This window comes from Micromonospora sp. DH13 (assembly GCF_020873825.1).
GTDB lineage: Bacteria > Actinomycetota > Actinomycetes > Mycobacteriales > Micromonosporaceae > Micromonospora > Micromonospora haikouensis.
This window is the reverse complement of record NZ_JAHWGR010000001.1, coordinates 184,641-209,015: the sequence shown is the minus strand read 5'-3', so window position 1 is coordinate 209,015 and position 24,375 is coordinate 184,641. Positions and strand designations below refer to the sequence as shown.

Here is a 24,375-nt window from a genome sequence, read left to right as displayed (position 1 = left end):
CCGGCTACAGGTCGATGTCGATGGTGGTCGGGGCGGCGGCCACGGGGGCCGCCGCGCCGGTCAGCTCGCCGACCGGGCGGCCCGGGTCGGCCAGCACGGCGTCGAGCAGGTCGAGGTACAGGTCGGCGAACGCGCGCACGGTCTGCGGCAGGAACAGCCCGGCGTGGTACGCCCAGTGCACGGTGAGCCCGTCGGGCCGCTCGTAGACCTGCATGTCCAGGTCGAACATGGCCTGCCCGGTCGGGGCGACGGCCAGCTCCACCGGCCGGCCGAGGAACTCGACCCGGGCCACCTCGGCGTGCTGCATCGCGAACAGGGTGTCGAACAGCGGGTGCCGGTGCGGGTCGCGCACCGGCAGCACCGCCTCGACCAGGCTGTCGAACGGGAAGTCCTGGTGGGCGAAGGCGTCCACCGCGTCCCGGGCCACCTCGGCCAGCAGCGCCCGGAACGGCACGTCGGGGCGGACCCGGTGGCGCAGGCAGACGGTGTTGACGAACATGCCCATGGTGGCGTCCAGCCCGGGTGCGCCCCGGCCGGCCACCGGCGTGCCGACGGTCACGTCGACGCCGTCGGCCCCGCCGGGGCCGCCCGTGGCGGCGGCGAGGAACGTCGCGTAGCCGGCGAGCAGCAGGTGGAACAGGGTGACGCCCTCGCGGCGGGCCAGCGCGCGCAGCGCGGCGGTGCGGGCGGCGTCCACGGCGAACTCCACGACACCGGCGGCGGCGGTCGACGGGTCGCCCGCGTCGGGCCCCGTGCCGCGGTCGGCGTCGGTGGGCAGGCGCGGCGGCGCGGGCGGGTCGGCGAACCGGGCCAGCCACCAGTCGCGCCCCGGCGGCTCCTGGGCGTGCGTCCACACCGCGTAGTCGGCGTACTGGGCGGGCACGGGCGGCAGGTCGCGGCCGGCGTAGCGGGCGTCGACCTCGCGCAGCAGCAGGGCCAGGGAGAGCCCGTCGGTGACGATGTGGTGCAGCTCCAGGGCCAGCGCCGCCCCGGTCGGGGTGCGCCGCAGCTCGGCGCGCAGCAGCGGCGGGGCGGCCAGGTCGAACGGGGTCACCGCGACCGGCTCGTCGGCGGCGCGGGCCACCTCGGGCAGCTCACACACCACGCCGGGCAGCACCCGCTGCACCGGCCGGCCCGCCTCGGTGCCGAACGCGGTGCGCAGGATGTCGTGCCGGGCCACCACGTGCCGCAGCGCCTGGCCCAGCCGGGCGGCGTCGGTGTCGGCGGGCACCGGCAGCAGCAGCGGCAGGTGGTAGGCGACCGAGGCGGGGTCGCGGGACTGGGCCAGGAACACCCGCCGCTGCTGCGGCGACAGCGGGTACGCCCGCGCGGCGGCGGCCCGGGGCAGCGGCGTGGCGGCGCGGGCCTGGCATACCTCGGCGGCGAGGGCGGCCACGGTCGGGTAGCGCAGCACGGCGGCCGGCGACAGGGCCGTGCCGAAGACCCGCTGGGCCTCCACGGCCAGCGCGACAGCGGCCAGGGAGTCCCCGCCGGCGGCGTAGAAGTCGTCGAGCACGCCGAGCTTGGGCAGCCCCAGCACCCCCTCCCACACCCGCACGAGCTGCCGTTCGGTGTCGTCGCGCGGCGGCTGGTACGCCCCGTACCGGTCGTCGGGGGCGACCAGGTCGGCCGGGTCGAGCGAGTCGACCTGGACGATGTGCCGGGGCAGCTCCCCGTCGGGCAGTTCCCGCGCGAGCTGCCCGCGCAGCGCCAGCGGGTCGAGGTGGTCGTCGGCGACGACGTACACGCAGCCGTCCTTGACGGCGACCCGGTCGACCTGCGGCCAGAGCCGGGCGAGGGTGTCCACGTCGGGGGTCATCGGGCGGCTCCGATCGCCTCGGCCAGCCCGCGCACGGTCTGGTGCACGTACAGGTGGCGGGGGGTGAGGTCGGCGAGGCCCTGGTCGCGCAGCTCGTTGAGCAGCCGCAGGGCCAGCAGCGAGTTGCCGCCCAGGTCGAAGAAGTTGTCCTCCGGCCCGACCTCGGCGCCTAGGACCCGCTGCCACACCGCCCGGATCCGCTCGTCCAACGCCGCGTCGGCGGCGGGCGCGGGGGCCGACGCGGGCGGCTCGGCCGGGGCGGGCAGCCGGGCGGTGTCGAGCTTGCCGTTGCCGGTCAGCGGCAGGGCGGGCAGCGCGGTGACCGTCGCCGGGACCATGTAGTCGGGCAGCATCCGGGCCGCGCGGCGGCGCACCTCGGCGAGCGCGCCGGTGGCGGCACGGGCCCCGACGGCGGTCGCGGTCCCGGCGGCGGTTTCGGCGTCGGCCGTTTCGGCGTCGGCGGCGGGGTCGGCGAGCACGACGTAGGCGTGCAGCCGGGTGTCGGCCGACTCCGCGCCGGTCTGCACCACCACGGCCACGGCCAGCACCCCCGGGTCGTCCAGCAGCACCTGGCGGATCTCGTCCAGCTCGATGCGGTAGCCGCGCACCTTCACCTGGTCGTCGAGGCGGCCCAGGTGCTCCAGCCGCCCGTCGGGCAGCAGCCGGCCCCGGTCGCCGCTGCGGTACATCCGTCCGCCCGCCCACGGGTCGGGCCGGAACCGCTGCGCGGTCAGCTCGGGGCGGTGCAGGTAGCCGTCGGCCACCCCCGCGCCGCCGACGTGGATCTCCCCCGCCGCGCCGGGCGGCAGCAGCCGGCCGTCCGGGTCGAGCACGTACACCCGCCAGCCGGGCAGGGCACGCCCCACCGACCGGCTGCCGGCCAGCGCCAGCCCCCGGTCGAGGGTCTGTGCGGTGACGTGCACCGTGGTCTCGGTGATGCCGAACATGTTCACCACCCGGCACTCCCGCTCCGGGTGCCGGTCGAACCAGCCGGTGAGCATCCGGGCGTCCAGCGGCTCGCCGCCGAACACGACCAGCCGCACGGCGAGCCGGTCGGCGGCGCGCCGGTCGACGTCGAGGAGCTGCGCGAACGCCGACGGGGTCTGGTTGAGCACGGTCACCCGCTCGGCGGCCAGCAGGGCGTGGAACTCCTGCGGGGACCGGGTGACCAGGTGCGGGACGACCACCAGGTGCCCGCCGGTGAGCAGGCAGCCCCAGATCTCCCACACCGAGAAGTCGAAGGCGCTGGAGTGGAACATCGTCCACACGTCGGCCGGGCCGAGCCCGAAGTCCCCGGCGGTGGCGTCCACGAGGGCGAGCACGTTGCGGTGCGGGACGCACACCCCCTTGGGCCGGCCCGTGGAGCCGGAGGTGTAGATGACGTACGCGGTGTCGTCGGGCCCGCCCGCCACCGGCTCCTCCCCCGCCGCGTCGTCCGGCCCGGCGGTCAACCCGGCCGGGTCGATCCCGCCACCGCCGACGAGCAGGGCGACGCCGGAGTCCTCGACGGTGTAGCGGATCCGCTCGGCCGGGTACGCCGGGTCGACCGGCACGTACGCGGCCCCCGCCCGCAGCACGCCGAGCAGCACCGCGATCAGGTCGACCGACCGGTCCAGGCAGACGCCCACCCGGTCGCCGGGGGCCACCCCGTGCGCGGCGAGGGCGCGGGCCACCCGGGTGGCGGCGGCGTCCAGTTGCGCGTACGTCAGCCGTTGGCCGGCGCAGGACACGGCCGGCGCGTCGGGTCGCCGCCTGGCGTGCCGGGCGACGCGGCCGGCGATGGTGTCGACCGCCGGGGGCGGCCCGCCGGGGCCCCGGCCGAGGGCGACGATCGCGGCCCGCTCGGTGTCGTCGAACAGGTCGTGACCGGCCAGCGGGCGGTCCGGGTCGGCGAGGACCTGCCCGAGCACCCGCACGACCTGGCGGGCGAACGCCGCGACCAGGTCGCCGGACCACCCGGCGGTGCGGTGGTGGCAGGTCAGCGTGGTGCCGGCCAGCGCCAGGGTCAGCGGCCACAGCGGGGCCAGGCAGGGCCGGTACGCGTCGGCGGGGCTGGTCGCGTCGAGCACGCCGACCTCGACGTCGAGGAGCCCGGCGGGCAGCGCGCCGCCAGGGGCCGGCCAGGGCGACCCGGTCGCGGCGGCGGTGGCGAGCAGGTCACGGGCGCCGCCGTCGACCGGCACCCCGACGACGGCCAGCCGCTCGTCGACGACCGCGCCGACCCGGGCCCGGCGCACGCCCCGGTACCGGGCCAGCACCGCGCCGACCGCCGCGACGAGGGCGGCCAGGTCGGTCCCGGCCGGCACGGCGACGGTGTGCGCGGCGGCGCGGTCCGGCCCGGGGTCGCCGCGCAGCCAGCCGGTGTCCCCGGCGTCCACGTCGGCAACGTCGCCGGAGCCGGAGGCGGAGGCGTCGGCAACGTCGTCGGAGCCGGCGGCGGCGTCTGCGGCGGCAGCGTTCGGTGCGGCGTCGGCGTCCGACCCGGCGCTCCCGGCGGCGGCCGGGTGGGCGGCGGTGGTGGAGGGCACGGGCCGACCCGGCGCGACGAGCCGACCCGGGACGACGACCGGGACCGCCGGGGCGGCCGGGTCGGTCAGCTCGGCCAGCAGGGTGCCGAGGCGGTGCCGGCCCACGGCGTGCCGGCGGGCGACCAGCACCAGGTCCGCCCCGTCGTCGTGGCGCAGCAGCACCGCCCGCAGGTCCGGGCCGCCGACCGGCAGCGGCCGGGCCAGTTCGGCGTCGCGGCGGCGCACGGCCAGCCCGGCCGGCGCCCGCTCCACCCACAGCCGCCCGCCGGCCAGGCCGTGCCGCCGGGTGAGCACGGCGTACGCCTCGGCGAGGCCGTCGGCGTCGGCGTCGGGGGCGACCCGGGCGCTCGCGGCGTGACAGAACCGGGCCGCGTCGGTCGAGTGGGGGGTGTGCGGGGCGCTCATCGGGTGGTGAACCCTCCGTCGACGGTGATGACCGAGCCGGTGACCTGCGCGGACTCGTCCGAGGCGAGCCAGAGCGCCGCCTGGGCCACCGCGCCGGGCTCGATCAGCGCGTTCATCGGCTGGGCCTGCACGAACGTCTCCTCGTGCTCGGCGACCGGCACCTCCAGCGACCGGGCGATCTCGGCGAGCATCCGGCCCTCGACGTGCGGGTCGTCGCGCACCGAGCCGGGGCACAGCGCGTTGACCCGCACCCGCAGCGGGGCGTAGTCGAGCGCGGCGGCCCGGGTCAGCCCGACCAGGCCGTGCTTGGCCGCCACGTAGCCGGCGAAGTGCCGGTAGCCGACCAGCCCGGCGGTGGACGCGACGTTGACGATGCTGCCGGCGCGCTGGCGGCACATCACCTCGCCGACCGCGCTGATCATCCGCCACGGCCCGGACAGGTCGACGTCCAGCATGAGCTGCCACTCGGCCTCGGTGATCTCGTGCGTCGGCTTGCCCGACGGCGCGGCGATGCCGGCGTTGTTGACCAGCACGTCGACCCGGCCGAAGCGCGCCACCGCCAGCGCGACGGCGGCCCGGACGGCGGCCAGGTCCCGCACGTCGGCCTCGACCGGGTACGCGGCCACCCCGTACCCGGCGCACAGGTCGGCGGTGTGCGCGAGCTGGCTCGCCGAGCCCAGCGGGTACGGCACGCCGGGCAGGTCCCCGGCCAGGTCGACGAGGACCACGTCGGCCCCCTGGGCGGCGAACGTCACCGCGCAGGACCGGCCCAGCCCCCGGGCGGCACCGGTGACGATGGCGGTCTTGCCGGCCAGCCGGTCGCCGGTGACCACCGGGGCGGGGCGGGGCGGCGCGTCGGTCATCGCGCCAGCTCCGCGCCGACCAGGTCGAGCACGGCCGCCGGGGAGTCGGTCAGGTACATGTGGCCGCCGGGCAGCCGCCGCACGGCGAAGGTGGCCGAGGTGACCCGCCCCCAGCCGGCGAGCGCCTCGTCGGCGACGAGCGTGTCGTCCGCCCCGCGCAGGGCGGTGACCGGCACGTCGACGCGCTTCTCCCCCGCCGGCCGGTACGCCTCGTGCAGCTCCACGTCGGCGCGCAGCACCGGCAGCAGCAGCTCCCGCATGTCGGGGTCGGCCAGCGCCGGGTGGGTGTACCCGGCGAACTCCTCCACCCGGGCGACGAACTCGTCGTCGGGCAGCCCGGCGGCGGTGCGCTCGCGCCCGGACCACGGGTCCGGGGAGCCGCTGACGAACAGGTGGGACACGGCCACCCCGGCGGCCCCGGTGAGCCGGCGGGTCATCTCGTAGGCGAGCACCGCGCCCATGCTGTGCCCGAACAGGGCCACCCGGTCGCGGCCCGCGACCAGTTCGAGGACCTCGTCGAGCAGCCCGTCGACGGCCTGCTCCAGGCGGCGGTACGGCTCCTCGACGAACCGCTTCTCCCGCCCCGGCAGCGACACCGGGACGACGTCCAGCTCGGGCGGGGCGACGCGCCGCCACGGTTGGTACACCGACGGGCCCGCGCCGGCGTACGGGAAGCAGAGCAGTGTCGTGCGGGTCAAGACGGCTCCTTGCCGGTCAGGGCGGTCCGGACGGCGCGCAGCAGCCCGGCGTCGGCCCGGGCGAGCAGGTCGTGCCCGCCGGGAACGGTCAACGTGGTGCAGCCGGCGGTGGTCAGGTCGGCCCAGGCCGCCGCGTCCACCGCCGACACGTGCGGGTCGGCGTCGCCGACGACGACGGTGACCGGGGTGGCCACCGGGTCGGCGTCGCGCAGCCGGTAGCTGCGGCCCAGCTCGAAGTCGGCGCGGGCCGCCGGCAAAGCCGCCGCGGCCAGGTCCGGGTGCCCGGCCACCGCCGGGGGCAGGGTGCCCAGCGCGACCAGCTCGGCGAGGAACGCCGCGTCGTCCAGGGTGGAGTAGTCCGGTTCGACGCCGCTGCGGTGCGGCGGCACCGCCGAGGAGACCACCAGCGCGTCGGCGGGCCGGTGGCCGCGCCGGGCCAACCGCCGGACCAGCTCGAACGCCACGTACGCGCCGAGGCAGTCGCCGTAGACGGCGTACGGGCGGTCGAGGTGGGGCGCGAGCGCCGCCTCCAGGGCCTGCACCAGCGGGGTCATCCGGCGCGGGGCGGCCTCGGCGGCGCGTTCCCGCCGGCCCGGGTACTGCACGGCGTTGACCTCGACCGACCGGGGCAGCCCGGTGCGCCAGCTCTCGAACGCGCCCGCGTTGCCGCCGGCGTAGGGCAGGCAGAACAGCCGCAGCGCGGGGCGGGGCACCGGCGCGCGGACCACCAGCCACGGGTCGCGGTCAGCCATCGCGGGCCACCCGCTCCACCAGCGCCCCGAAGTCGGCCAGTTCGGCGAACTCGGCCAGGGTCAGCCCGGTGCCGTACCGCTGGCGCAGCGTGCGGACCAGGCGCAGCGCCCGCAGCGAGTCCCCGCCGGCGGCGGCGAACGTGGTGGCGGCCGAACGCGGCGTCACCCCGAGGACGTCCCGCCACGCCCCGGCGACCCGCGCCGACCAGCGGGAGCGGGCGTCGGTGGGCGGGTCCGCCGGCGGCCCGGCCGGCGGCAGCGCCGCGGTCGGCTCGGTGGCCAGCAGCCGGGTGAAGGTCGCGGCGAGCCGGTCGGCCCAGTCCGCGTCGAAGCGGCGGCCGTCGTACTGCAGGGCGAGGACGAGCCGGCCGGTGTCGGGGACCACCGCCACGTCGACGGCGAGGCTGAACCCGACGTCGACCGTGGTCACCCGGCTGACCACGACGCGGGGGCCGGCGCGGTCGTCGGCGTGGAAGTGGGTGTAGTTGAAGAAGCTGTCGAAGCGGGGCCCCGCCCCGCCGGCCCGGACGATCTCGGCCAGCGGGAACCGGTGGTGGCCCATCAGGGACCGCTCGGCGTGCCAGGCGTCCCCGGCCAGCTCGGCCAGCGGCCGACCGCGCAGGGTCGCCGTGACCGGCAGGGTGTTGAGGAACAGTCCGAGGGTGGCGTCGCTGCCCGCGCCCTCGGGCCGACCGCCGACGACCAGGCCGGAGACCACGTCGTCGCGGCCGGCGGTCTCGCCGAGCGCCCGCAGGTGCACCGCCAGCAGGTACGACTTCACCGGCACCCCGGCCGCGCGGGCCGCCTCGGCGACCCGGTCGGTGACGTCGTCGTCGAGCGGCACCGGCCGGGTGACGGTGATCCGGGGGCCGGGCCCGCCGAGCAGCAGCGGCGACGCGGCACCGGGCCCGTCGAGCCAGAACCGGCGGGTGGCCGGGTCGGCGAGGGCGGCCCGCTCGGCGGCGACGTGGTGGTACGGCGGCAGGGCCGCCGGGGCGGGCGGGGCCGGCCGGCCCGTTCGCCGCCGCTCGTGGTCGGCCAGCAGGGCGCGCAGGAACAGGTCCAGGCTCCAGCCGTCGAGGACGGCGTGGTGCTCGGCGACGACGAGGGTGAACCCGTCCGCGCCCTCGTCGACGGCGTGCAGCCGGACCAGCGGCGGGCGTTCCCAGTCGAACGGGCGGGCCCGTTCGGCGGCGATCAGCGCGTCGACGTGGGCCGCGCGGGCGGCCGGGTCGGCGTCGGCCAGCGCGTCGACCGGCACGTCGGCGGGCGCGTCGGCGTGCACCAGCTGCAGCGGCTCGGCGTACCCGTCGAGAGCGAAGCCGGTGCGCAGCACCGGGTGCGCGGCCACCAGCGCGGCGAACGCGGCGCGCAGCGCGGCCGGGTCCAGCGGCGCGTCGACGCGGTGCGCGGTGACGTTGTGGTACATCGCCGGGTCGCCGGTCAGCTCGCAGTGGTAGACCATGCCCTGTTGCAGGGCGGTCATCGGGTACGCGTCGACCGCCGACGCGGGCAGCCGGTCCCGGTCGGCGGCGGCCAGGAGCGTGTCCGCGCCCCGCTCGGGCCGAGCGGCGGCGGGCCCGGTGGACCGGTCGCCGTCGACCGGCCGCGCCCCGGCGGTCGGCACCGCCCCGGCGGTCGGCTCGTCGGCGTCCGGATCGGCGAGGGTGATCTCGCCGTGGCTGACCAGCTCCCGGATCGACTGGTGGGCGAAGATGTCGCGCAGCCGGAACGACAGGCCCCGCCGGGCGGCGGCGACCTGCATCTGGATGCTGCGGATCGAGTCGCCGCCGAGGGCGAAGAAGCTGTCGGTCACGCCGACGGTCTCCAGGCCGAGCACCTCACGCCACGCCTCGGCGAGGATCTCCTCGGCCCGGTTGGCGGGGGCGACGCCCGGGCCGGCGGCGCGGCGGCCCCGCTCGGGGGCGGGAAGGGCGGCGCGGTCCAGTTTGCCGTTGCCGGTCAGCGGCAGCGCGTCGAGCACCACCACGGCCCCGGGGACCAGGTGCGCCGGCAGCCGCTCGGGCAGCCAGGCGGCGAGGCGGGCGTCCAGCGGCTCGCCGTCGGCCGGGGCGGCGGTCACCGCGGGGCGGGGGTCGTCGGCGTACTCGGGGCGCACGGCGTGCAGGGTGTACCGGTCGGTGCCCTCGAGCAGGTCGTCCTGGCGGGTGAGGACGGTGAAGCCGCGGTCCTCGAAGAACGCGATCAGCTCGTCGAGGCGGCCCTCGGTGGCGGTGCCGACGCCGTCGTGCACCTCCATCGCCACCTGCGCGACCAGCGGCCAGTGGCCCTCCCGGATGCCGGCGAGGACGTCGGCCTCGGCCCGCTGCACGTCGATCTTGAGCAGGTCGATGCGCTCGGGGGCCACCTCGTCGATGACGTCGGACAGCGGCCGGACGGCCACGCTGAGCCGGTCCGGCGCGAAGCGCTCCGTCAGCAGCTCGTCGACCCGGTCGAGCAGGGCGTCCCGGTCGGCCTCGCCCCGGTCCCGCTCGTTGGTCAGGAAGCGGCGGATGACGGCCTGTTCGGCGGCCGGGTCGGCGTACTCGGCGTGGCCGGACATCATGGCGTAGCCGGGATAGTAGGTGAAATCCACCTCGCCGGGTGCCGCCGCGAGCCCGTGCGGGTGCACGGTGGCGGGCACCCCGAAGGTGGCCACGTTGCGGCGCAACGCCTCGACCACCGACGGCACCGGCTCGAACGCGTGGATCGTGGCGTCCGGGCACACGGCGTGCACGAACAGCGAGAACATGCCGATGTTCGCGCCGACGTCGAACACCGTCGCCCCGGCCCGCAGCACCACCCCGTCGCGCAGGTAGACCTGCTGGCGGAAGATCTCGTCGTACAGGTAGCGGGTCTCGTGGGGGTTGATGCCCACGATCCGGTCCACGTCGACCGCCGGCGGGCCCCCGGCGGGCGTCACGTACGCGACGAGCCGCGCGCCGTGCCCGTCGTCGTCGCGGGCCACCACCGCCGCGTCGGCCACCCCGGGGTGCTCGCGCAGGACCGCGGCGACCTCCCCCGGCTCGATCCGGAAGCCGTTGACCTTGACCTGGTCGTCGAGCCGGCCCAGGTAGGTCAGCCGCCCCCGCGCGTCGAAGCGCACCCGGTCGCCGGTGCGGTACACCCGCTCGACGCGGCCCGACGGCAGCGCCGCGGGCACGAACCGGCGGGCGGTGGCCTCCGGGTCGCCGAGGTAGCCGTCGGCGAGCTGGGGGCCGGTCAGGCACAGCTCCCCGGCCACCCCGGGCGGCACCGGGCGGAGCTGGCCGTCGAGCACCCACGCCCCCGTCCCCGGCAGCGGCCGGCCGATCGTCGGCGGGTCACCGGCGGTGATCTCGGCGCTGGTGGCGTCCACGGTGGCCTCGGTCGGGCCGTACAGGTTGACCGCGCGCACCCCGGGCAGGGCCGCCACGGCGTCCCACAGGTCCGCCGGCACCGGCTCGCCGCCGAGCAGCAGCACCCCCGGCAGCCGGGCCCCGCCGGCGGCCACCCCGTCGGCGGCGAGCAGGATGCGCAGCTGCGACGGGGTCAGGTCCAGCACGTCGACGCGGTGCGCGGCGAGCAGGCCCGCCAGCTCGACGCCGTCGCGGCGGGCCTCCTCCGGCACCAGGTAGAGGCTGCGGCCGTGCCCGAGCTGGACGAGCTGCTTGACGGAGGCGTCGAAGGTCAGCGGGGCGTTGACCGCCACCCGCGCCCCGGCCGGGGCGTTCGAATAGACGACGCGCTCCAGGGCGTGCGCCAGGTGCGCGGCGCTGCCGTGCGAGACCAGCACCGGGCGCGGCGTGCCGGTGGACCCCGAGGTGAAGATCACGTACGCCGGGTCGGTCGGCCGCGTCTCGGGCAGCGCGGCGGTGGCGGCGGTGGCGGCCAGCTCGGCGACGCCCGCGTGCGGCACGCCCGCCACGGGCCGGTCCCCGAGGACCAGGCCGGCGTCGACCGCGCGGGCCAGCTCGGCGAGGCGACGCGGGGGCGCGGCCGGGTCCAGCGGCACGAACACCGCGCCGGCGCGCAGCACGCCGAGGAACGCCACCACCGTGTCCCGGGAGCGGGCGGCCAGCACCCCGACCCGCCGGCCGCCGTGCAGGCCGCGCTCGACCAGGCCGGCGGCCACCCCGTCGGCGAGCCGGCACAGCTCGCCGAAGGTGTACGTCCCGTCGGCCGCGACGACCGCCTCGGCGCCCGGGTCGGCGGCGGCCAGCCCGCCGTGGAGCAGTTCGGCGAGGGTACGCGTCGGCGCGTCGGACGCCGGCCCGGCGGCCTCGACCAGCCAGCGCGTCTCCGCCGCGCCGAGCAGGGCCAGCGGGGCCCCGTCGGTCAGCGCGGCGGGCAGGGTGCCGAGCACGGCGAGCAGCCCCTCGCGCAGCTGCCGCCCGCCGGTGACCCGCAGGGTCGCCGTGCCCGCGTCGAGCACGGCGCTCAGGTGCGGCCCGCCCACCGGCGGCGGGGCGCTCACCCGCACGTCGGTGGCCCCGAGGGCGGCCAGGGTCGCCGGGGCGACGGCCGGCACGGCGGCGAAGCCGGCCACCGCCGCGGAGTCGACGCCCACCGGCTCCAGCAGGTGGAACGTCTCCTCGGTGGGGCGCTCCGCGCCGCGTACCTCGTCGAGGAGCTGTTTCGGCGCGGCCGGCAGCGGCAGGCGCAGCCGCAGCGGCGCGTAGCCGCCCAGCGGCCCGACCACGGCGGCGGTGCCGTCGGCATGCCGGCCGTCGCTCCAGCGGGCCAGCACCAGCTCGGCGTCGTCGGCACCGGCGGGCGGCTCGGCCCGGCGGGACAGGGTCAGCGCCCAGGCGGCCAGCAGCAGGCTGGGCACCGTCACCCCGGCCGCGTCGGCGGCGGCGGTCAGCGGGCCCAGCGGCACCTCGGCCACCGACTCCTCGGCCGCATCGTCGCCGTGCGGGGTGACCAGCCGGGCGGCCGGGACGTCGGGGGCCGCCGGCAGGCCCGCCTGCTGCCGCTCGTCGAACTGCCACTCCGAGACGTCGAGGAACTGCAGGGCGTCCGGGTCGTCGGCGAGGGACCCGCCGGCGTACGCGGTCGCCAGGTCGGCCAGCACCAGCCGCAGGCTCGCCGGGTCGGCGATCAGCGGGGCGGCGGCCAGCTCCAGGGCGTCGTCGGTGAGGGTCACGGACAGCTCGCCGGCCGCGCCGACGGTCACCGAGCGGGCGTCGTCGACGTCCTGCAGCGGCACCCGCAGGCCGGGGTGGTGCACCAGGGTCAGCCGCAGCGCCTCGTGCCGGGCGACCACCGCGTCGACGGCGGCCTGGAGGCGGGCGGCGTCCAGCGGGCGGTCGAGCCGGACCCGGGCCCGCACGAGTTCCCGCGCCCCGGTGTAGGCGAGCCGCTGGGCCGGGGAGAGTCGGTAGCCGTTCACACCACGCTCCGGTTGACGTAGAGGTCGGACATGGCGACGAGGATCTGCCGGTCGCCGGAGAAGGGCTCCCGCCCGTGGGTGGCGAGGAAGTTGTCCACCACCAGCACGTCGCCGCGCTGCCACGGCACCGACACGGCGTGCTCCCGGTAGAGGTCCCGGATGCCGGCGACCACCTCGTCGTCGATCGGGCTGCCGTCGCCGTGGTACGCGTTGCGCGGCAGCCCCTCGGGGCCGTACTCGCGCAGCAGCGCGGCGGACACCTCGGCCGGCATGTTGGAGCTGTGGAACAGGTGGGCGTGGTTGAACCAGAACGTCTCGCCGGTGCGCGGGTGGGTGGCCACGGCCTGCCGCCGGGCCCGGGTGCGCAGCCCGTCTCCGCCGAGCCAGGTGAACTCGGTCGCCGACGCCGCGCAGTAGGCCTCCACCTCCGCCCGGTCGGTCGTCTGGAACGCCTCCTGCCACGGCAGGTCCAGGTGCGGGCCGTAGTTGCGCACGTAGCACACCCCGTCGCGGGTGAACCGCTCGCGCACCTGCGCCGGGATCCGGGGCGTCACCACCCGCTCGCTGGCCAGCGGGGTGGCCCCGCCGCTGCCGGTGGCCGGCTGGGCGCACCAGAAGTAGAGGTGGGTCGGCCAGTTGTGCGAGTACGACATCTCGTGGTGCAGCGGGATCCACTGCTCGGCGTTGAACTCGGTGGAGGTGAACACCCGGTCGGCGACCTCGGTGCGCGGCGCGGCCCGCTCCAGGTAGCCGAGCAGGTCCGGGGTGACCGCGCGGGCCGCCCGGCTGAAGTCGTCGGCGGTGGCCACCTCGAAGCCGCGGAACAGCACCGCGCCGTGGGCGTCCAGGTCGCGCAGCAGCTCGTCGCGGCGGCCGGCGAGCCAGCCGGCGAGGTCGAGGTCGGCCACCGCGGCCTCGACCAGCAGCACGAAGGAGTCGTCGACCAGCACCCGGCGGGTGACCGGCGCGGCGGCCGGCGCGGCCCCGCGCCGACGCGGCCCCGGCCCGCTCACGACCGGCCCCCGGCGGTCGCCGCCAGCTCGGGCGCGCTGACCGGGTCGGACATGGCGGTGAGGATGCGCCGGGGCGGGGTGAACGGCTCCCGGGCGTGCGCGGCCAGCATGTTCTCCACCAGCAGCACGTCGCCGCGCCGCCACGGGAACGACCGGGTCTCCGCCGCGTACGCGGCCCGCAGCTCGGCGAGCACGTCCGCGCCGATGGGCGTGCCGTCGCCGTACGCGGTCTGGTAGGGCAGGTCCTCCTCGGCCAGTGCCCGGCGCAGCCCCGCGCTGACCTCGTCGGGCAGGGAGGTGACGTGGAAGAACAGCGCGTGGTTGAACCAGGTGCGCTCCCCCGTCACCGGGTGCTCGCGCACGGCGGGCCGGACCTGCCGGGTGCGCAGCTGCTCCTCGCCCACCCACTGCGCCTCGATGCGGGCGCGGGCGCAGTATGCCTCGACCTCGGCGCGGCTGTCGGTCTGGAACGCCGTCTGCCAGGACAGGCTGATCCCGGGCAGGTAGTTGCGCTGGTAGCACACGCCGCCGCGGCGTTCGAACCCGGCGACGGTCTCGGGGCGCAGCCGGGCCAGCACCCGCCGGCTGTCGGCCAGCGGCGTCCGCCCGCCCGCGGCGGGCTCGGTCTCGCAGAAGAACACGATCCGCAGCGGCCAGTTCAGCGTGTACGACTGCTCGTTGTGCAGCACGATCGGCTGGTCGGCGGGGTGTTCGGTGGAGGTGTAGACGCCCTCGGTGACCTCGCTGCGCGGCGAGGACCGCTCGCCGTAGCTGAGCACGTCGTCGGAGAGGGCGGCCATCGCGGCCCGGAAGTCGGCGGGACCGGCCACGGCGAAGCCCCGCAGCAGCACGGCGGCGTGCCGGCGGGCCAACTCGTCGACGGTGTCCCGGTTGCCGGCCAGCCAGGCCGCCAGGTCCAGGTCGGGCACGGTGGCCTCGACCAGGGCGGGCAGCGGACCGCCCGGCCAGTCGGGGCGTACGTCGACCAGGGAGCGGTCCCGTCGGCGGCGTCCGATGGCCGGCGCCACCCGGCTCTGCTCAGTCATCTCTCGTCCCCCAGGAATCGTCGACACACTCGGCGAGGCTGCGCGCGGGGTCGGCCGCCGCCCGGCGGAGGACCCCGACGAAGTCGTGGTGCCACGCCTGCGCGCGTGGACCGTCGAACAGGTCGGTGCGGTAGGTCCAGAGCGCCTCCAGGCCACCCCGGCGCTCGTCGAGCCAGCAGGTGAGGTCGAGTCGGGCGGCGTCCGGCGCGAGTTCCACCCCCGCGAGGTCCAGCCCCTGGGCTCCCCGCCAGGTGGCCGCCGGGGCGTTCTGCACGCCGAAGGCGACCTGCACCAGCGGGTTGCGGTGCGGGTGGCGGGCCGGACGCAGCCGCTCCACCACCGCGTCGAACGGCACGCCCTGCCGTTCGCCGGCGAACAGCGCGGCGGCGCGGGCCTCGGCGAGCAGGTCGGCGAAGCCGCGCCGCGGCGCGGGGCGCAGCCGCAGCGGCATCGTGTTGACGAAGCAGCCGACGCTCTCCTCGGCCGCGACGCTGGTGCGCCCGGCGAACGCGGTGCCGACGAGCAGGTCGGTGCGCCCCGTACGGGCGCCGAGCAGGGCGGCGAACGCGGCCAGCCCGACCATGTAGAGGCTGGCCCGGTGGGCGCGGGCGAGCCGCCGCACGGCCTCGGCGTCGGCGGCCTCCACGGTCGCCCGCAGGCTGGCCCCCTGCGGGCGGTCGGCGGCGCGCGGGGCACGCGCGGGCGAGCCGGCGGGGCCGGGCGGAGGCGATGCGGGGGCGGGCGCGGCCAGATCGAGCAGGGTGGGCGCGTCACGCAGCCCGGCGACCACCTCGTCCAGGGCGCGGCGGCCGGCGGGGCCGGCCAGCCACTCCCGCTGGGCCAGCGCGAACGCCGCCGGCCCCGGCACGGGCCGCGCCGGCCACGGCGGGCGGGGCCGGGTGACCCGCACGGCGGCCTCCCGTTCGCTGTCGTAGCAGCGGCCGAGGTCGCGCACGAGCACGCTGAACGACCAGTCGTCGCAGACGATGTGGTGGGCCACCAGCAGCAGCGCGTAGCGCCGGCGGTCGTCGGCGACGAGGTGCGCGCGCAGCAGCGGCCCGGCGGCCAGGTCCATCGGGGTACGGGCACTCGCGGCGGCCACCCGGGCGACCCGCTCCGCCAGCGGCATCCCCGGCACGGGCCGCTCCAGGACCAGCTCGACCTGCGGGTCGTCGTGCACCCGCTGGACCGGGCCGGCGTCGGAGCTGGGGAACACGGTGCGCAGCGCGGGGTGCCGGGCGACGACCCGGCGCAGCGCCCGGGCCAGCGCCGCCCGGTCCACGGCACCGTCCAGCTCGACCACGTAGGACACCAGGTAGGAGGTGTCGGTCGGGTCGAGCTGGTGCAGGAACCACAGCCGGCGCTGCGCCGCCGACAGCGGCGCGGCCCCGTCGGCGACGGCGGGCGGGGCGGCGTCGGCGCGGGAGGGGCCGGCGGCGGGCGGGGCCGGTGGGGCGGCGACCGCGGCGGCCCGCAGGTGGGCGGCGAGGGTGGCCACGGTGGGATGGTCGAACAGCGCGGCCGGCGGCACGGGCACGCCGGTGGCCGCCGCGAGCCGGGCCGCGCAGCGCAGGGCGAGCAAAGAGTCGCCGCCGAGGTCGAAGAAGTCGGCCTGCGGCCCGGCTACCGGCACGCCCAGCACGTCCCGCCAGACGGCGGCGACCTCCCGGGCGAGCCCGGCGTCGGCGGGGTCGAACGCGTCGGCGGCGGGTGCGGCACCGGCAGCGGGAGGGGCCTCGGCGGTCGGGTGCCGCCCGTCGGCCGCCTCCCACTCGGGGTCCGGCAGGGCCGCCCGGTCCACCTTGCCGCTCGGGGTGGTCGGCATCCGGTCCAGCCACACCACCGTCGCCGGCACCAGCGGGGCGGGCAGCCGCTCGCGCAGCCGGGCCGGCACGTCGTCGCGGCGCGCGCCGACCAGGTAGCCGACCAGGAGCGGGTCGCCGCTGGGCCCGGTACGCACGGCGGCGGCGGCCTCCCGCACGCCGGGCAGGTCGGCCAGGGCCGCCGCGACCTCGCCCAGCTCGATGCGGTGGCCGCGCAGCTTCACCTGGTCGTCGAGGCGGCCCAGGAACTCCAGTTGACCGTCGGGGCGCAGCCGGACCCGGTCCCCGGTGCGGTACATCCGTTCGCCGGGGCGGAACGGGTCGCGCAGGAACCGGGCGGCGGTCTCCTCCGGCCGGTCGAGGTAGCCCCGGGCCAGGCCCGCGCCCGCCAGGTACAGCTCCCCCGGGGTGCCGGGCGGCACCGGCATGCCGTCGGCGGCCAGCACGTACGCCCGGGTGTGCGGCAGCGGCCGGCCGATCGGCGGTACGCCCCCGTCGGCGGTGATCTCCGCCCAGGTCGAGTAGGTGGTGTCCTCGGACGGGCCGTAGAGGTTGAGCAGCCGGCGCACCCCGGGGCGGGCCAGAACGCGGGCGGCGAGGGCCGCGGTCAGCGGTTCGCCGGCCAGGCACACGGTGCGTACGCCGGCCGGCAGGGCGTCGGCGGCGAGCAGCTCACTCATCGCCGAGGGGACGGTGTTGACCAGCGTGACCGGCAGCGCGGCGGCGTCGGGACCGGCGAGGGCGAGGACGTTGTCGACCAGCAGCACCCGCCCGCCCCAGCACAGCGGGCCGAAGATCTCGAACACCGACAGGTCGAAGCAGACGCTGGTGGCGGCCAGCACGCCGCCCAGCTCCTGGGCGCAGAAGGCGGACCGGGTCCAGCCCATCAGCACCGAGGCGGAGCGGTGCTCGATCGCCACGCCCTTCGGCCGGCCGGTGGAACCGGAGGTGTAGATGACGTAGGCGAGGCCGGCGGGATCGGCGTCGGCGTCGGGCCGGTCGGCGGGTGCCGCGGCCACGTCGAGGGTGTCCAGGGGCAACGCGGCACGGCCGAAGCGGTCGGCCAGGCCGGTGCGGGTGAGCACCAGCCGGGCGCCGGAGTCCTCGGTCATGAACGCCACCCGCGCCGGTGGGTACGCCGGGTCGAGGGGCACGTACGCCGCGCCGGCCTTGAGCACCGCCAGCAGGGCGACCACCAGGTCGACGTCGCGGGGCAGGCAGACGCCGACCCGGTCCTGGCCGGTGACGCCGTGCGCCAGCAGGACCCGGGCGAGCCGGTTGGCCGCCTGGTCGAGTTGCCGGTACGTCAGCGCCCGGTCGCCGGCGCGCACCGCCTCGGCGTCGGGCGTCCGCTCCACCTGGGCTTCGACCAGGCGGTGCAGGCAGGCGCCGGTGAGCGGGACGTCGGGGACGCGGGGTGCGCTGGCCCGGCGCACCGGTCCGGCGGGCCGGGCGGAGATGGTCACTTCCGCCCGCGATTCGTCGTGCGCGTGCAGCCAGACACCGAACGGCCCCCAAGATCGTAACGGTACGTGCGCCCTGGATGACCCTTCGGCAGGTCAGCGCGCCGGGCCCCTCACGCTCTGCTACTTACAGCGATCGATCGCTTGCTCTCCGCTGAGAGATTCCACGAGCGCCGATGGGAATGCCAAGGGCCCTCCCAAGATGCGGGACACCAGTGGCGAAACTCGGACCGGCCACTCCTGCCCGTTATGTGACCCGCGCGTCGGGCGGCGTGGCACTGAACAGGGCCGATGCCCCGGGCGCGACCGCCAGCCGCCGGCCCCGCCGGCCCGTGGCTGTCGGGAAGCCGCCACGCCCCCGAAGCAGCCCGGCCGCGCCCCGGCCCGTCAACGGGCGCGGCCGATCCCGCCGATGGGCGCTTGAAGGCCGTCGACGGGCGTGACCAGGCCGTTGACGTGCGCTCCGGGCCGTCGACGGGCGGGCTCCGGGCCGTCGACGGGCGGGCTCCGGGCCGTCGACGGGCGCGGCCGGGCCGCCGGGCAACCCCGTCAGGCCGTCAGGCCGGCCGCCGCCACTCGTCGGCGAGGACCGACCAGATGTCGATGTCGACGCGCCCGCCCGGCCCGGGGACCGCCTGGCGCAGCGTGCCGTCGCGGCGCATGCCCAGGCGGCGGGCGACGGCGATGCTGCGGGCGTTGCGCGGGTTCGTCCGCCACTCGACCCGGTGGATGCCCCGCTCCCGCACCGCCCAGTCGACGATCAGACCGGCGGCGCGGGTGATCAGGCCCCGCCCCTGCGCGGCCGGCTCCAGCCAGCAGCCCGCCTCGCACACACCGAGGGCGGTGTCGAACGAGACGAACATGACCCCGCCGACCAGCGTCGGTTGCTGCGGGACCGGCCCCGTGAGCCAGATGCCCCAGATCCCGCCGGCGTCGCGGGCCCCCGCGTCGGCGTACCGTTGCAGGACGGCCCGCGCGGACGCGAGGTCGGTGGCCACGAACGACCGTCCCACCCAGGGCGCGATGTGTTCCCGGGCCCGGTCGAGGTGGCCGAGGAACTCCTCGGCGCGCCACGGCTCCAGCGGACGCAGCTCGGCGTCGGCGGTCAGGGGGCGAGCGAACACCGAACCTCCCGGGGGCGCGGAGCGGACCGGTCCAGCAGACCATACCCGGGCGCGCGGCCGCACCCGGCCCACCCGGAGCGGCCGGACCAGCGGGTCAGTCGCGCAGCAGGTCGGCGTGGGCGGCGCGGAGCCGGGCCAGCGCCGGGTCGCTGCCAGGGGCGACCCGGCGGTCGAGCTCGGCCCAGACCTCGGCGAGCGCCTCGGTGACGGCCCGCAGCTCGGCGGCGTGCCGACGGCTGCTCTGCCGGTGCGACTCCTCCAGGCGGCGGGCCCAGCCCGCCGTCACCGTGGCGAGCCGGTCGGCGTCGGCCCGCGCCTGGGCCGCGCTGCGGGCGGCGGAGGCGGGCACGATCGCGGCGATCGGGCGGGGGTCGCCGTCGCGGGTGACCAGGGTGACCGTGTCGGTCAGCTCGGCCATCGCGACGAGTTGGGTCAGCCGGGTGCGGGTCTCGCGCAGCGACAGGACACGCGGCGGGGTGGGCTCGTGAGCCAGTGCGGGAGCAGCCATGACTCCATACTGCGACCGGGGTATGACAAGAACCGTCCACGGTGGCCGGTCAAGGGCTGCCCGGCCGCCCGGACGAGGATGTCGACCCACCGGCGGCACCGCTCGGCGACGGTCGACTCGTCGTACAGGTCCGTCGAGCCGCAGGTCACCCACCGCGCGACGATCTTGCCCGGCGGACGGGCGAGTTTCGATGGCGCGCCGGGGTCTGCGGGGTGCCCCTACCCGCCCGGGCTCAGGTACCGGGCCGGGACCGCGTCGGTCAGCCACACGCCGTTGGCGCTGCGGTGGAACGCGTACCCGTCGCGGACCATCGCCGCCGCGTCCACGGTGAGCACCACGACCGGCCCGCCGCGTCGGGCGCCGACCCGGCGGGCCGTCTCGACGTCGGCCGACAGGTGTACGTGGTGCCGGCCGCCCCGGTGCAGCCCGGTGGCCCGGATCGAGTCGAGGACGGCGGCGGCGGTGCCGTGGTAGAGCAGCGGGGGCGGCTCGACCGCCGGCAGTCCCAGCTCGACGGGGATCGAGTGGCCCTGGTTGGCGCGGATCCGCTCGACCCCGTCGGGGCCGCGTTCGACCGCGAAGCGCTGCTTGTCGTTGCCGGCCACGACCGCGTCGAGGTCGGGCCGCCCCACCCGCAGGGCGGCGAGGAGGTCGTCGACCGGCACCCAGCCGGCCCCGTCCGGTGCGAGGCCGAGGCGGTACGGCTCGTGCCGCAGCGCCTTCGACATCCGCTTGCTCAACTTGACCATGGTGCGGTGGTCCATGGCGGCATTGTGGTCGCCGCCGTCGCGCGGCTCCACCCGATTACCGGGCGGGCGGCTGCTAGCCTCTCGCCGTCGGGGCGCAACCAGCAGCGGGAGGCCGACCGTGCCCAGGGAGACCGGACGCACCCTCGTCGCGTCGAACAAGAAGGCCCGCCACGACTACGACATCCTCAAGACGTACGAGGCGGGGCTGGTGCTCGCCGGCACCGAGGTGAAGTCGCTGCGCGCCGGGTACGTGTCCCTGGTCGACGCCTTCGCCCAGGAGCACGACGGCGAGCTGATGCTGCACGGCCTGCACATCGCCGAGTACGGCTTCGGCAGCTGGACCAACCACCAGCCCCGGCGCACCCGCAAGCTGCTGCTGCGCCGCATCGAGATCGACCGGATCCTCGACCGGGTACGCGAGGGCGGGCTGACGCTCGTGCCGCTGTCGCTGTACTTCTCCAACGGCTGGGCGAAGGTGGAGCTGGGGCTGGCCCGGGGCCGGCGGTCGTACGACAAGCGGCAGGCGCTCGCGGAGCGCGACGCCAAGCGCGAGATCGCCCGGGAGCTGGGCCGCCGCCTCAAGGGCGCCCAAGCTCGCCGCCGGTAGGCACGACGGCCCCCGGCGGCGAGCCCGGTCAGCCCTTCACGCAGACCACCTGCCTGAGGTGGGCGACGACCTCGACCAGGTCCTCCTGCTGCGCCATCACCTGCGTGATGTCCTTGTACGCGGCCGGGATCTCGTCGACCACCCCGGCGTCCTTGCGGCACTCCACCCCGGCGGTCTGCGCCGCCAGGTCGGCGGTGCTGTACGTCCGCTTCGCCTGCCCGCGCGACATCCGCCGTCCCGCCCCGTGCGAGGCGGAACAGTACGCGTCGGGGTTGCCCCTGCCGCGCACGATGTACGACCCGGTGCCCATCGACCCGGGGATGATGCCCAGGTCACCCGCGCCGGCCCGGATCGCGCCCTTGCGGGTGACCAGCACGTCCACCCCGTCGTAGGTCTCCTCGGCGACATAGTTGTGGTGGCAGCTGATCGGCTCGTCGAAGCCGACGTGACCGACCGCGTCGCGGACCACGCCGCAGAGCAGGGCCAGCATCAGCGCGCGGTTGCGCCGGGCGTACTCCTGTGCCCACCACAGGTCCCGCCGGTACGCCGCCATCTCGGGGGTGCCGGCGAGGAACACCGCGAGGTCCCGGTCGGGCAGCCCGGCGTTGTGCGGCAGCCGCCGCGCGACGCCCATGTGCCGCTCCGCCAGCTCCTTGCCGATGTTGCGGGAGCCGGAGTGCAGCATCAGCCAGACCCGGCCGGCGTCGGGCCCGCCGGACTCGAGGCAGACCTCGATGAAGTGGTTGCCGCCGCCGAGGGTGCCCAGCTGCTGCCGGGCGCGGCCCTCCAGCGGGGCCACCCGCTCGTCCAGGGTGGCGAAGCGCGCCCAGAAGTCGGCCCAGCCGCGCTGCTCCAGCCCCCGCACCCGGCGCGGGTCGACCGGGTCGTCGTGCCTGGCGAAGCCCACCGGGATCGCGGCCTCGATCGCCGAGCGCAGCCCGGCGAGGTCGTCGGGCAGGTCGGCGGCGGTCAGCGAGGTGCGCACGGCCGACATGCCGCAGCCGATGTCCACGCCGACGGCGGCCGGGGAGACCGCCTGCCGCATCGCGATCACCGAGCCGACGGTCGCGCCCTTGCCGAAGTGGACGTCGGGCATGACGGCGACGCCCTCGACCCACGGCAGCGCGCCGATGTTGCGCAACTGCCGGGCGGCCTGCGGCTCGATCGCGTACGGGTCGGTCCAGACCCGGACGGGCGCGCGGGTGCCGTGCAGCGGGGTGAAGGCCATCGTGTCTCTCCTCGTCGGACGAGGAGTCTCTCCCCGTCGGATGAGGAAAGGTAGGCCGGGGGCGGGACGACCGGCAACGGATAATCGGCGACCGACGCCCCGGCGTCAGGCGTGGGTCGGGTGCTCGGCGACCGGCTCGGAGACGTGGTCGAGGAACGGGAAGCGGGCCCGCAGCTCGCCGAGGCTCGCCCCGCCGCGCCAGGCGTCGGCGATCCGCACGACCTGGTCCAGGTCGGTGGTGTCGCCGTCGGCCCGGCTGCCGTCCGCGCCCGAGATGTCGACCATGAAGTAGCGGGCCTGCGAGCCCAGGCCCACGCAGATGGCGCCCCGTTCGGAGCGCAGCTCGGCGCACGTGAACCGGCCCCGCCCCTGCTCGGGGGCGCTGATGCGGCCCACGTCGGCCTGGCACCGGGTCGCGGCCAGGGCCAGCGCGGACGCGAGCCCGCCCAGCTCGACCAGGTCGGGGTAGAGGCGCACACCCAGCGCCGTCGACACGTCGGTCACCACTGACTCCCACTTCTCTGTGACGGATCCAGCAGCGCGGACGTTACAGCCTGGTAAACCCGGCAGCTACCCTCGCGGACGACTCGGGACGAAATTCCTGCGCCGACCGGACCAAGGTCCCGCCCCGGCCGGCGGGCTCCGCCCGCGTCGCCGCGGCCTTCCGGCGCGTAGCATCCACGCCCATGGCATTGATCCGGTGCAACTTCCACTCCGAGGCGCTGGGCATGGGCTCCTCGATGACGGTGCTCCTGCCGGACCCGGCCGGTGCCGGGATCGGGCTGGCCGGCGGCGCGCCGGCCGGCGACCCGCCCGTGCTGTATCTGCTGCACGGCCTCAGCGACGACGACACGATCTGGACCCGGCGCACCTCCATCGAGCGGTACGTCGCGCCGCTCGGCCTGGCCGTGGTGATGCCGCAGGTGGGACGGAGCTTCTACACCGACGAGGAGAACGGCAACCGGTACTGGACGTTCCTCAGCGAGGAGCTGCCCGAGGTCTGCCGCTCGTTCTTCCGGCTGTCCGACCGGCGGGAGGACACCTTCGTCGCCGGCCTGTCGATGGGCGGATACGGCGCGGTCAAGTGGGCGCTGCGCGAGCCGGGGCGGTTCGCGGCGGCGGCGAGCCTGTCGGGGGCGCTGAACGTCGCCCACCGGCAGGACCACTCCACCCACCCGATGGACCCGGCGGTGTGGCGCACCGTCTTCGGCGACCGCACGGTGCCCGGCAGCGACGACGACACGGTGGCGCTGCTGGAACGCGCCGGCGACGACCTGCCGGCCCTCTACGTCGCCTGCGGCACCGAGGACTTCCTGTTCGACGACAACACCCGGTTCGTCGAGACGGCCCGGCGGCGGGGCGTGCCGCTGACCGTGGACTTCTCCCCCGGCGACCATGACTGGGCGTACTGGGACACGAAGATCTCCGACGTGCTGGCCTGGCTGCCGCTGCGCGCCCCCGTCACCCGGTCACAGTGACGAGCGGGCCACCGGGAAGTCGAAGTACGTGTCGGGGTACGGCTCGTCGGCGTACCGGTAGTGCCACCACTCGCGCGGATAGTTGGTGAAGCCGGCATCGGCCATCAGCCGCACCAGCAGCTCCCGGTTGTCCCGGGCGACGCCGGTGATCCGGCGGTCGGCGGTGTGGGCGCGCGGGTCGAAGCAGTCGAAGCCGGTGCCCATGTCGACGCTGTTGTCCGCGAAGCGCTCCCCCGCCGGGGCGGTGCACGCGACCAGCGGCGCGTCGGGCGCGTACGAGGGCTGCTCGGGCGGCGGGTCGGGCACGAGCGTCACGTCGACCGTGCTGCCCCGGCTGTGTGCGGTGGGCGCGCCGAGGTAGCCGTCGGCGAACAGCCGCGACTTGGCCACGTCGGGGTAGAACTCGGCCTTCGTCTGCTGCTCGCCGGGCCGCCCCGCCCAGGCGACGAAGTCGTCGACGGCGCGTTGGGGCCGGTAGCAGTCGTACACCTTCAGCCGGCGGCCGGTGGCGCGGGCGGCCTGCTGCACCCGGCGCAGCGCCTCGGCGGCGGGCCGGGTGAGCAGGCACAGCGGCTCCCGGTAGCCGGCGATCGGCCGGCCGACGAAGTTGTGGGCGGTCGCGTACCGGATGTCGGTGACGACGGTCGGGTCCACGTCGGACAGGTCGACGAACCCGGCCGGGGCGCGTGGCTCGGTGGCCGTCGGGGTGACCGGGGCGGACGGGGTCGGCTCCGGGCGCTGCGGCGCGGGGCAGCCGGGCAGCAGCGCGGCGACCGCCACGACGACCACGGCCGGCACGGCGGCGCGGCGGGACCGGATGGACCGATCCGCCCCGCGCCGCCGCCCCATACCCACCGTTCTAGCAGCAGCTACGCCCGGTTCGCGGCAACCTGCCGG

At 77.0% G+C, this 24,375-nt stretch carries 17 protein-coding genes; 2 read left to right on the top strand and 15 right to left on the bottom strand.

Translation table 11 applies throughout. From position 1 onward, the window contains the following. Nucleotides 1-4 precede the first annotated feature (4 nt). The 12 genes from LPA42_RS00875 to LPA42_RS00820 all read right to left on the bottom strand — a co-directional run bounded on the left by LPA42_RS00875 (nucleotide 5) and on the right by LPA42_RS00820 (nucleotide 20,180). A complete protein-coding gene (locus LPA42_RS00875) occupies nucleotides 5-1,819 on the bottom strand; it encodes a condensation domain-containing protein (protein ID WP_077940168.1) in 1,815 nt (604 codons plus the stop codon). Then, on the bottom strand, nucleotides 1,816-4,752 hold the full coding sequence (locus LPA42_RS00870; protein ID WP_077940167.1) for an amino acid adenylation domain-containing protein: 2,937 nt from the start codon (nucleotides 4,750-4,752) through the stop codon (nucleotides 1,816-1,818). Before LPA42_RS00870 ends, LPA42_RS00875 begins: the two co-directional genes overlap by 4 nt. Beyond that, nucleotides 4,749-5,615, bottom strand: coding sequence for an SDR family oxidoreductase (locus LPA42_RS00865; RefSeq protein ID WP_077940166.1), 867 nt, complete (start codon nucleotides 5,613-5,615; stop codon nucleotides 4,749-4,751). Before LPA42_RS00865 ends, LPA42_RS00870 begins: the two co-directional genes overlap by 4 nt. Continuing rightward, nucleotides 5,612-6,313 (bottom strand): thioesterase II family protein, encoded by a 702-nt coding sequence (locus LPA42_RS00860; protein ID WP_043968979.1) that lies wholly within the window; start codon nucleotides 6,311-6,313, stop codon nucleotides 5,612-5,614. Before LPA42_RS00860 ends, LPA42_RS00865 begins: the two co-directional genes overlap by 4 nt. After that, nucleotides 6,310-7,065: a thioesterase II family protein gene (locus LPA42_RS00855; protein WP_077940165.1), complete on the bottom strand. Its 756-nt coding sequence runs from the start codon at nucleotides 7,063-7,065 to the stop codon at nucleotides 6,310-6,312. The genes LPA42_RS00860 and LPA42_RS00855 overlap by 4 nt, the downstream gene beginning before the upstream one ends. Then, a complete protein-coding gene (locus tag LPA42_RS00850; protein WP_077940164.1) occupies nucleotides 7,058-12,439 on the bottom strand; it encodes a non-ribosomal peptide synthetase in 5,382 nt (1,793 codons plus the stop codon). Before LPA42_RS00850 ends, LPA42_RS00855 begins: the two co-directional genes overlap by 8 nt. Beyond that, nucleotides 12,436-13,452, bottom strand: coding sequence for a TauD/TfdA family dioxygenase (locus LPA42_RS00845; protein ID WP_077940163.1), 1,017 nt, complete (start codon nucleotides 13,450-13,452; stop codon nucleotides 12,436-12,438). Before LPA42_RS00845 ends, LPA42_RS00850 begins: the two co-directional genes overlap by 4 nt. Then, nucleotides 13,449-14,498, bottom strand: coding sequence for a TauD/TfdA family dioxygenase (locus tag LPA42_RS00840; RefSeq protein ID WP_077940162.1), 1,050 nt, complete (start codon nucleotides 14,496-14,498; stop codon nucleotides 13,449-13,451). Before LPA42_RS00840 ends, LPA42_RS00845 begins: the two co-directional genes overlap by 4 nt. Next, complete coding sequence (locus LPA42_RS00835; protein WP_228986222.1) at nucleotides 14,491-17,787, bottom strand: non-ribosomal peptide synthetase; 3,297 nt, start codon at nucleotides 17,785-17,787, stop codon at nucleotides 14,491-14,493. The genes LPA42_RS00840 and LPA42_RS00835 overlap by 8 nt, the downstream gene beginning before the upstream one ends. Nucleotides 17,788-18,341: 554 nt before the next feature. Continuing rightward, nucleotides 18,342-18,908, bottom strand: a complete 567-nt coding sequence (locus tag LPA42_RS00830) for a GNAT family N-acetyltransferase (RefSeq protein ID WP_077940158.1) — start codon at nucleotides 18,906-18,908, stop codon at nucleotides 18,342-18,344. Nucleotides 18,909-19,002: 94 nt separating this feature from the next. Then, on the bottom strand, nucleotides 19,003-19,416 hold the full coding sequence (locus LPA42_RS00825; RefSeq protein WP_077940157.1) for a hypothetical protein: 414 nt from the start codon (nucleotides 19,414-19,416) through the stop codon (nucleotides 19,003-19,005). Nucleotides 19,417-19,634: 218 nt separating this feature from the next. Then, nucleotides 19,635-20,180, bottom strand: a complete 546-nt coding sequence (locus tag LPA42_RS00820) for an RNA 2'-phosphotransferase (protein ID WP_077940161.1) — start codon at nucleotides 20,178-20,180, stop codon at nucleotides 19,635-19,637. 103 nt (nucleotides 20,181-20,283) lie between these two features. Here LPA42_RS00820 and smpB point away from each other — a divergent pair, with 103 nt between their 5' ends. Beyond that, nucleotides 20,284-20,772, top strand: a complete 489-nt coding sequence (gene smpB, locus LPA42_RS00815) for an SsrA-binding protein SmpB (RefSeq protein ID WP_043968973.1) — start codon at nucleotides 20,284-20,286, stop codon at nucleotides 20,770-20,772. A 28-nt stretch (nucleotides 20,773-20,800) separates the two neighbouring features. On the opposite strand, the gene LPA42_RS00810 is transcribed toward smpB, so the two are convergent. Continuing rightward, a complete protein-coding gene (locus LPA42_RS00810; RefSeq protein WP_077940156.1) occupies nucleotides 20,801-22,000 on the bottom strand; it encodes an RtcB family protein in 1,200 nt (399 codons plus the stop codon). Between the two features lie 105 nt (nucleotides 22,001-22,105). Further along, entirely contained in the window at nucleotides 22,106-22,504 is a 399-nt protein-coding gene (locus LPA42_RS00805; protein ID WP_077940155.1) for a hypothetical protein, read from the bottom strand. A 182-nt stretch (nucleotides 22,505-22,686) separates the two neighbouring features. Here LPA42_RS00805 and LPA42_RS00800 point away from each other — a divergent pair, with 182 nt between their 5' ends. Then, nucleotides 22,687-23,478 (top strand): alpha/beta hydrolase family protein, encoded by a 792-nt coding sequence (locus tag LPA42_RS00800; protein ID WP_077940154.1) that lies wholly within the window; start codon nucleotides 22,687-22,689, stop codon nucleotides 23,476-23,478. Here LPA42_RS00800 and LPA42_RS00795 read toward each other — a convergent pair. After that, the gene (locus tag LPA42_RS00795) at nucleotides 23,470-24,327 is read right to left on the bottom strand and encodes a M15 family metallopeptidase (protein ID WP_096761741.1); all 858 of its coding nucleotides are present in this window, start codon (nucleotides 24,325-24,327) and stop codon (nucleotides 23,470-23,472) included. The genes LPA42_RS00800 and LPA42_RS00795 overlap by 9 nt on opposite strands. Nucleotides 24,328-24,375 lie beyond the last annotated feature (48 nt).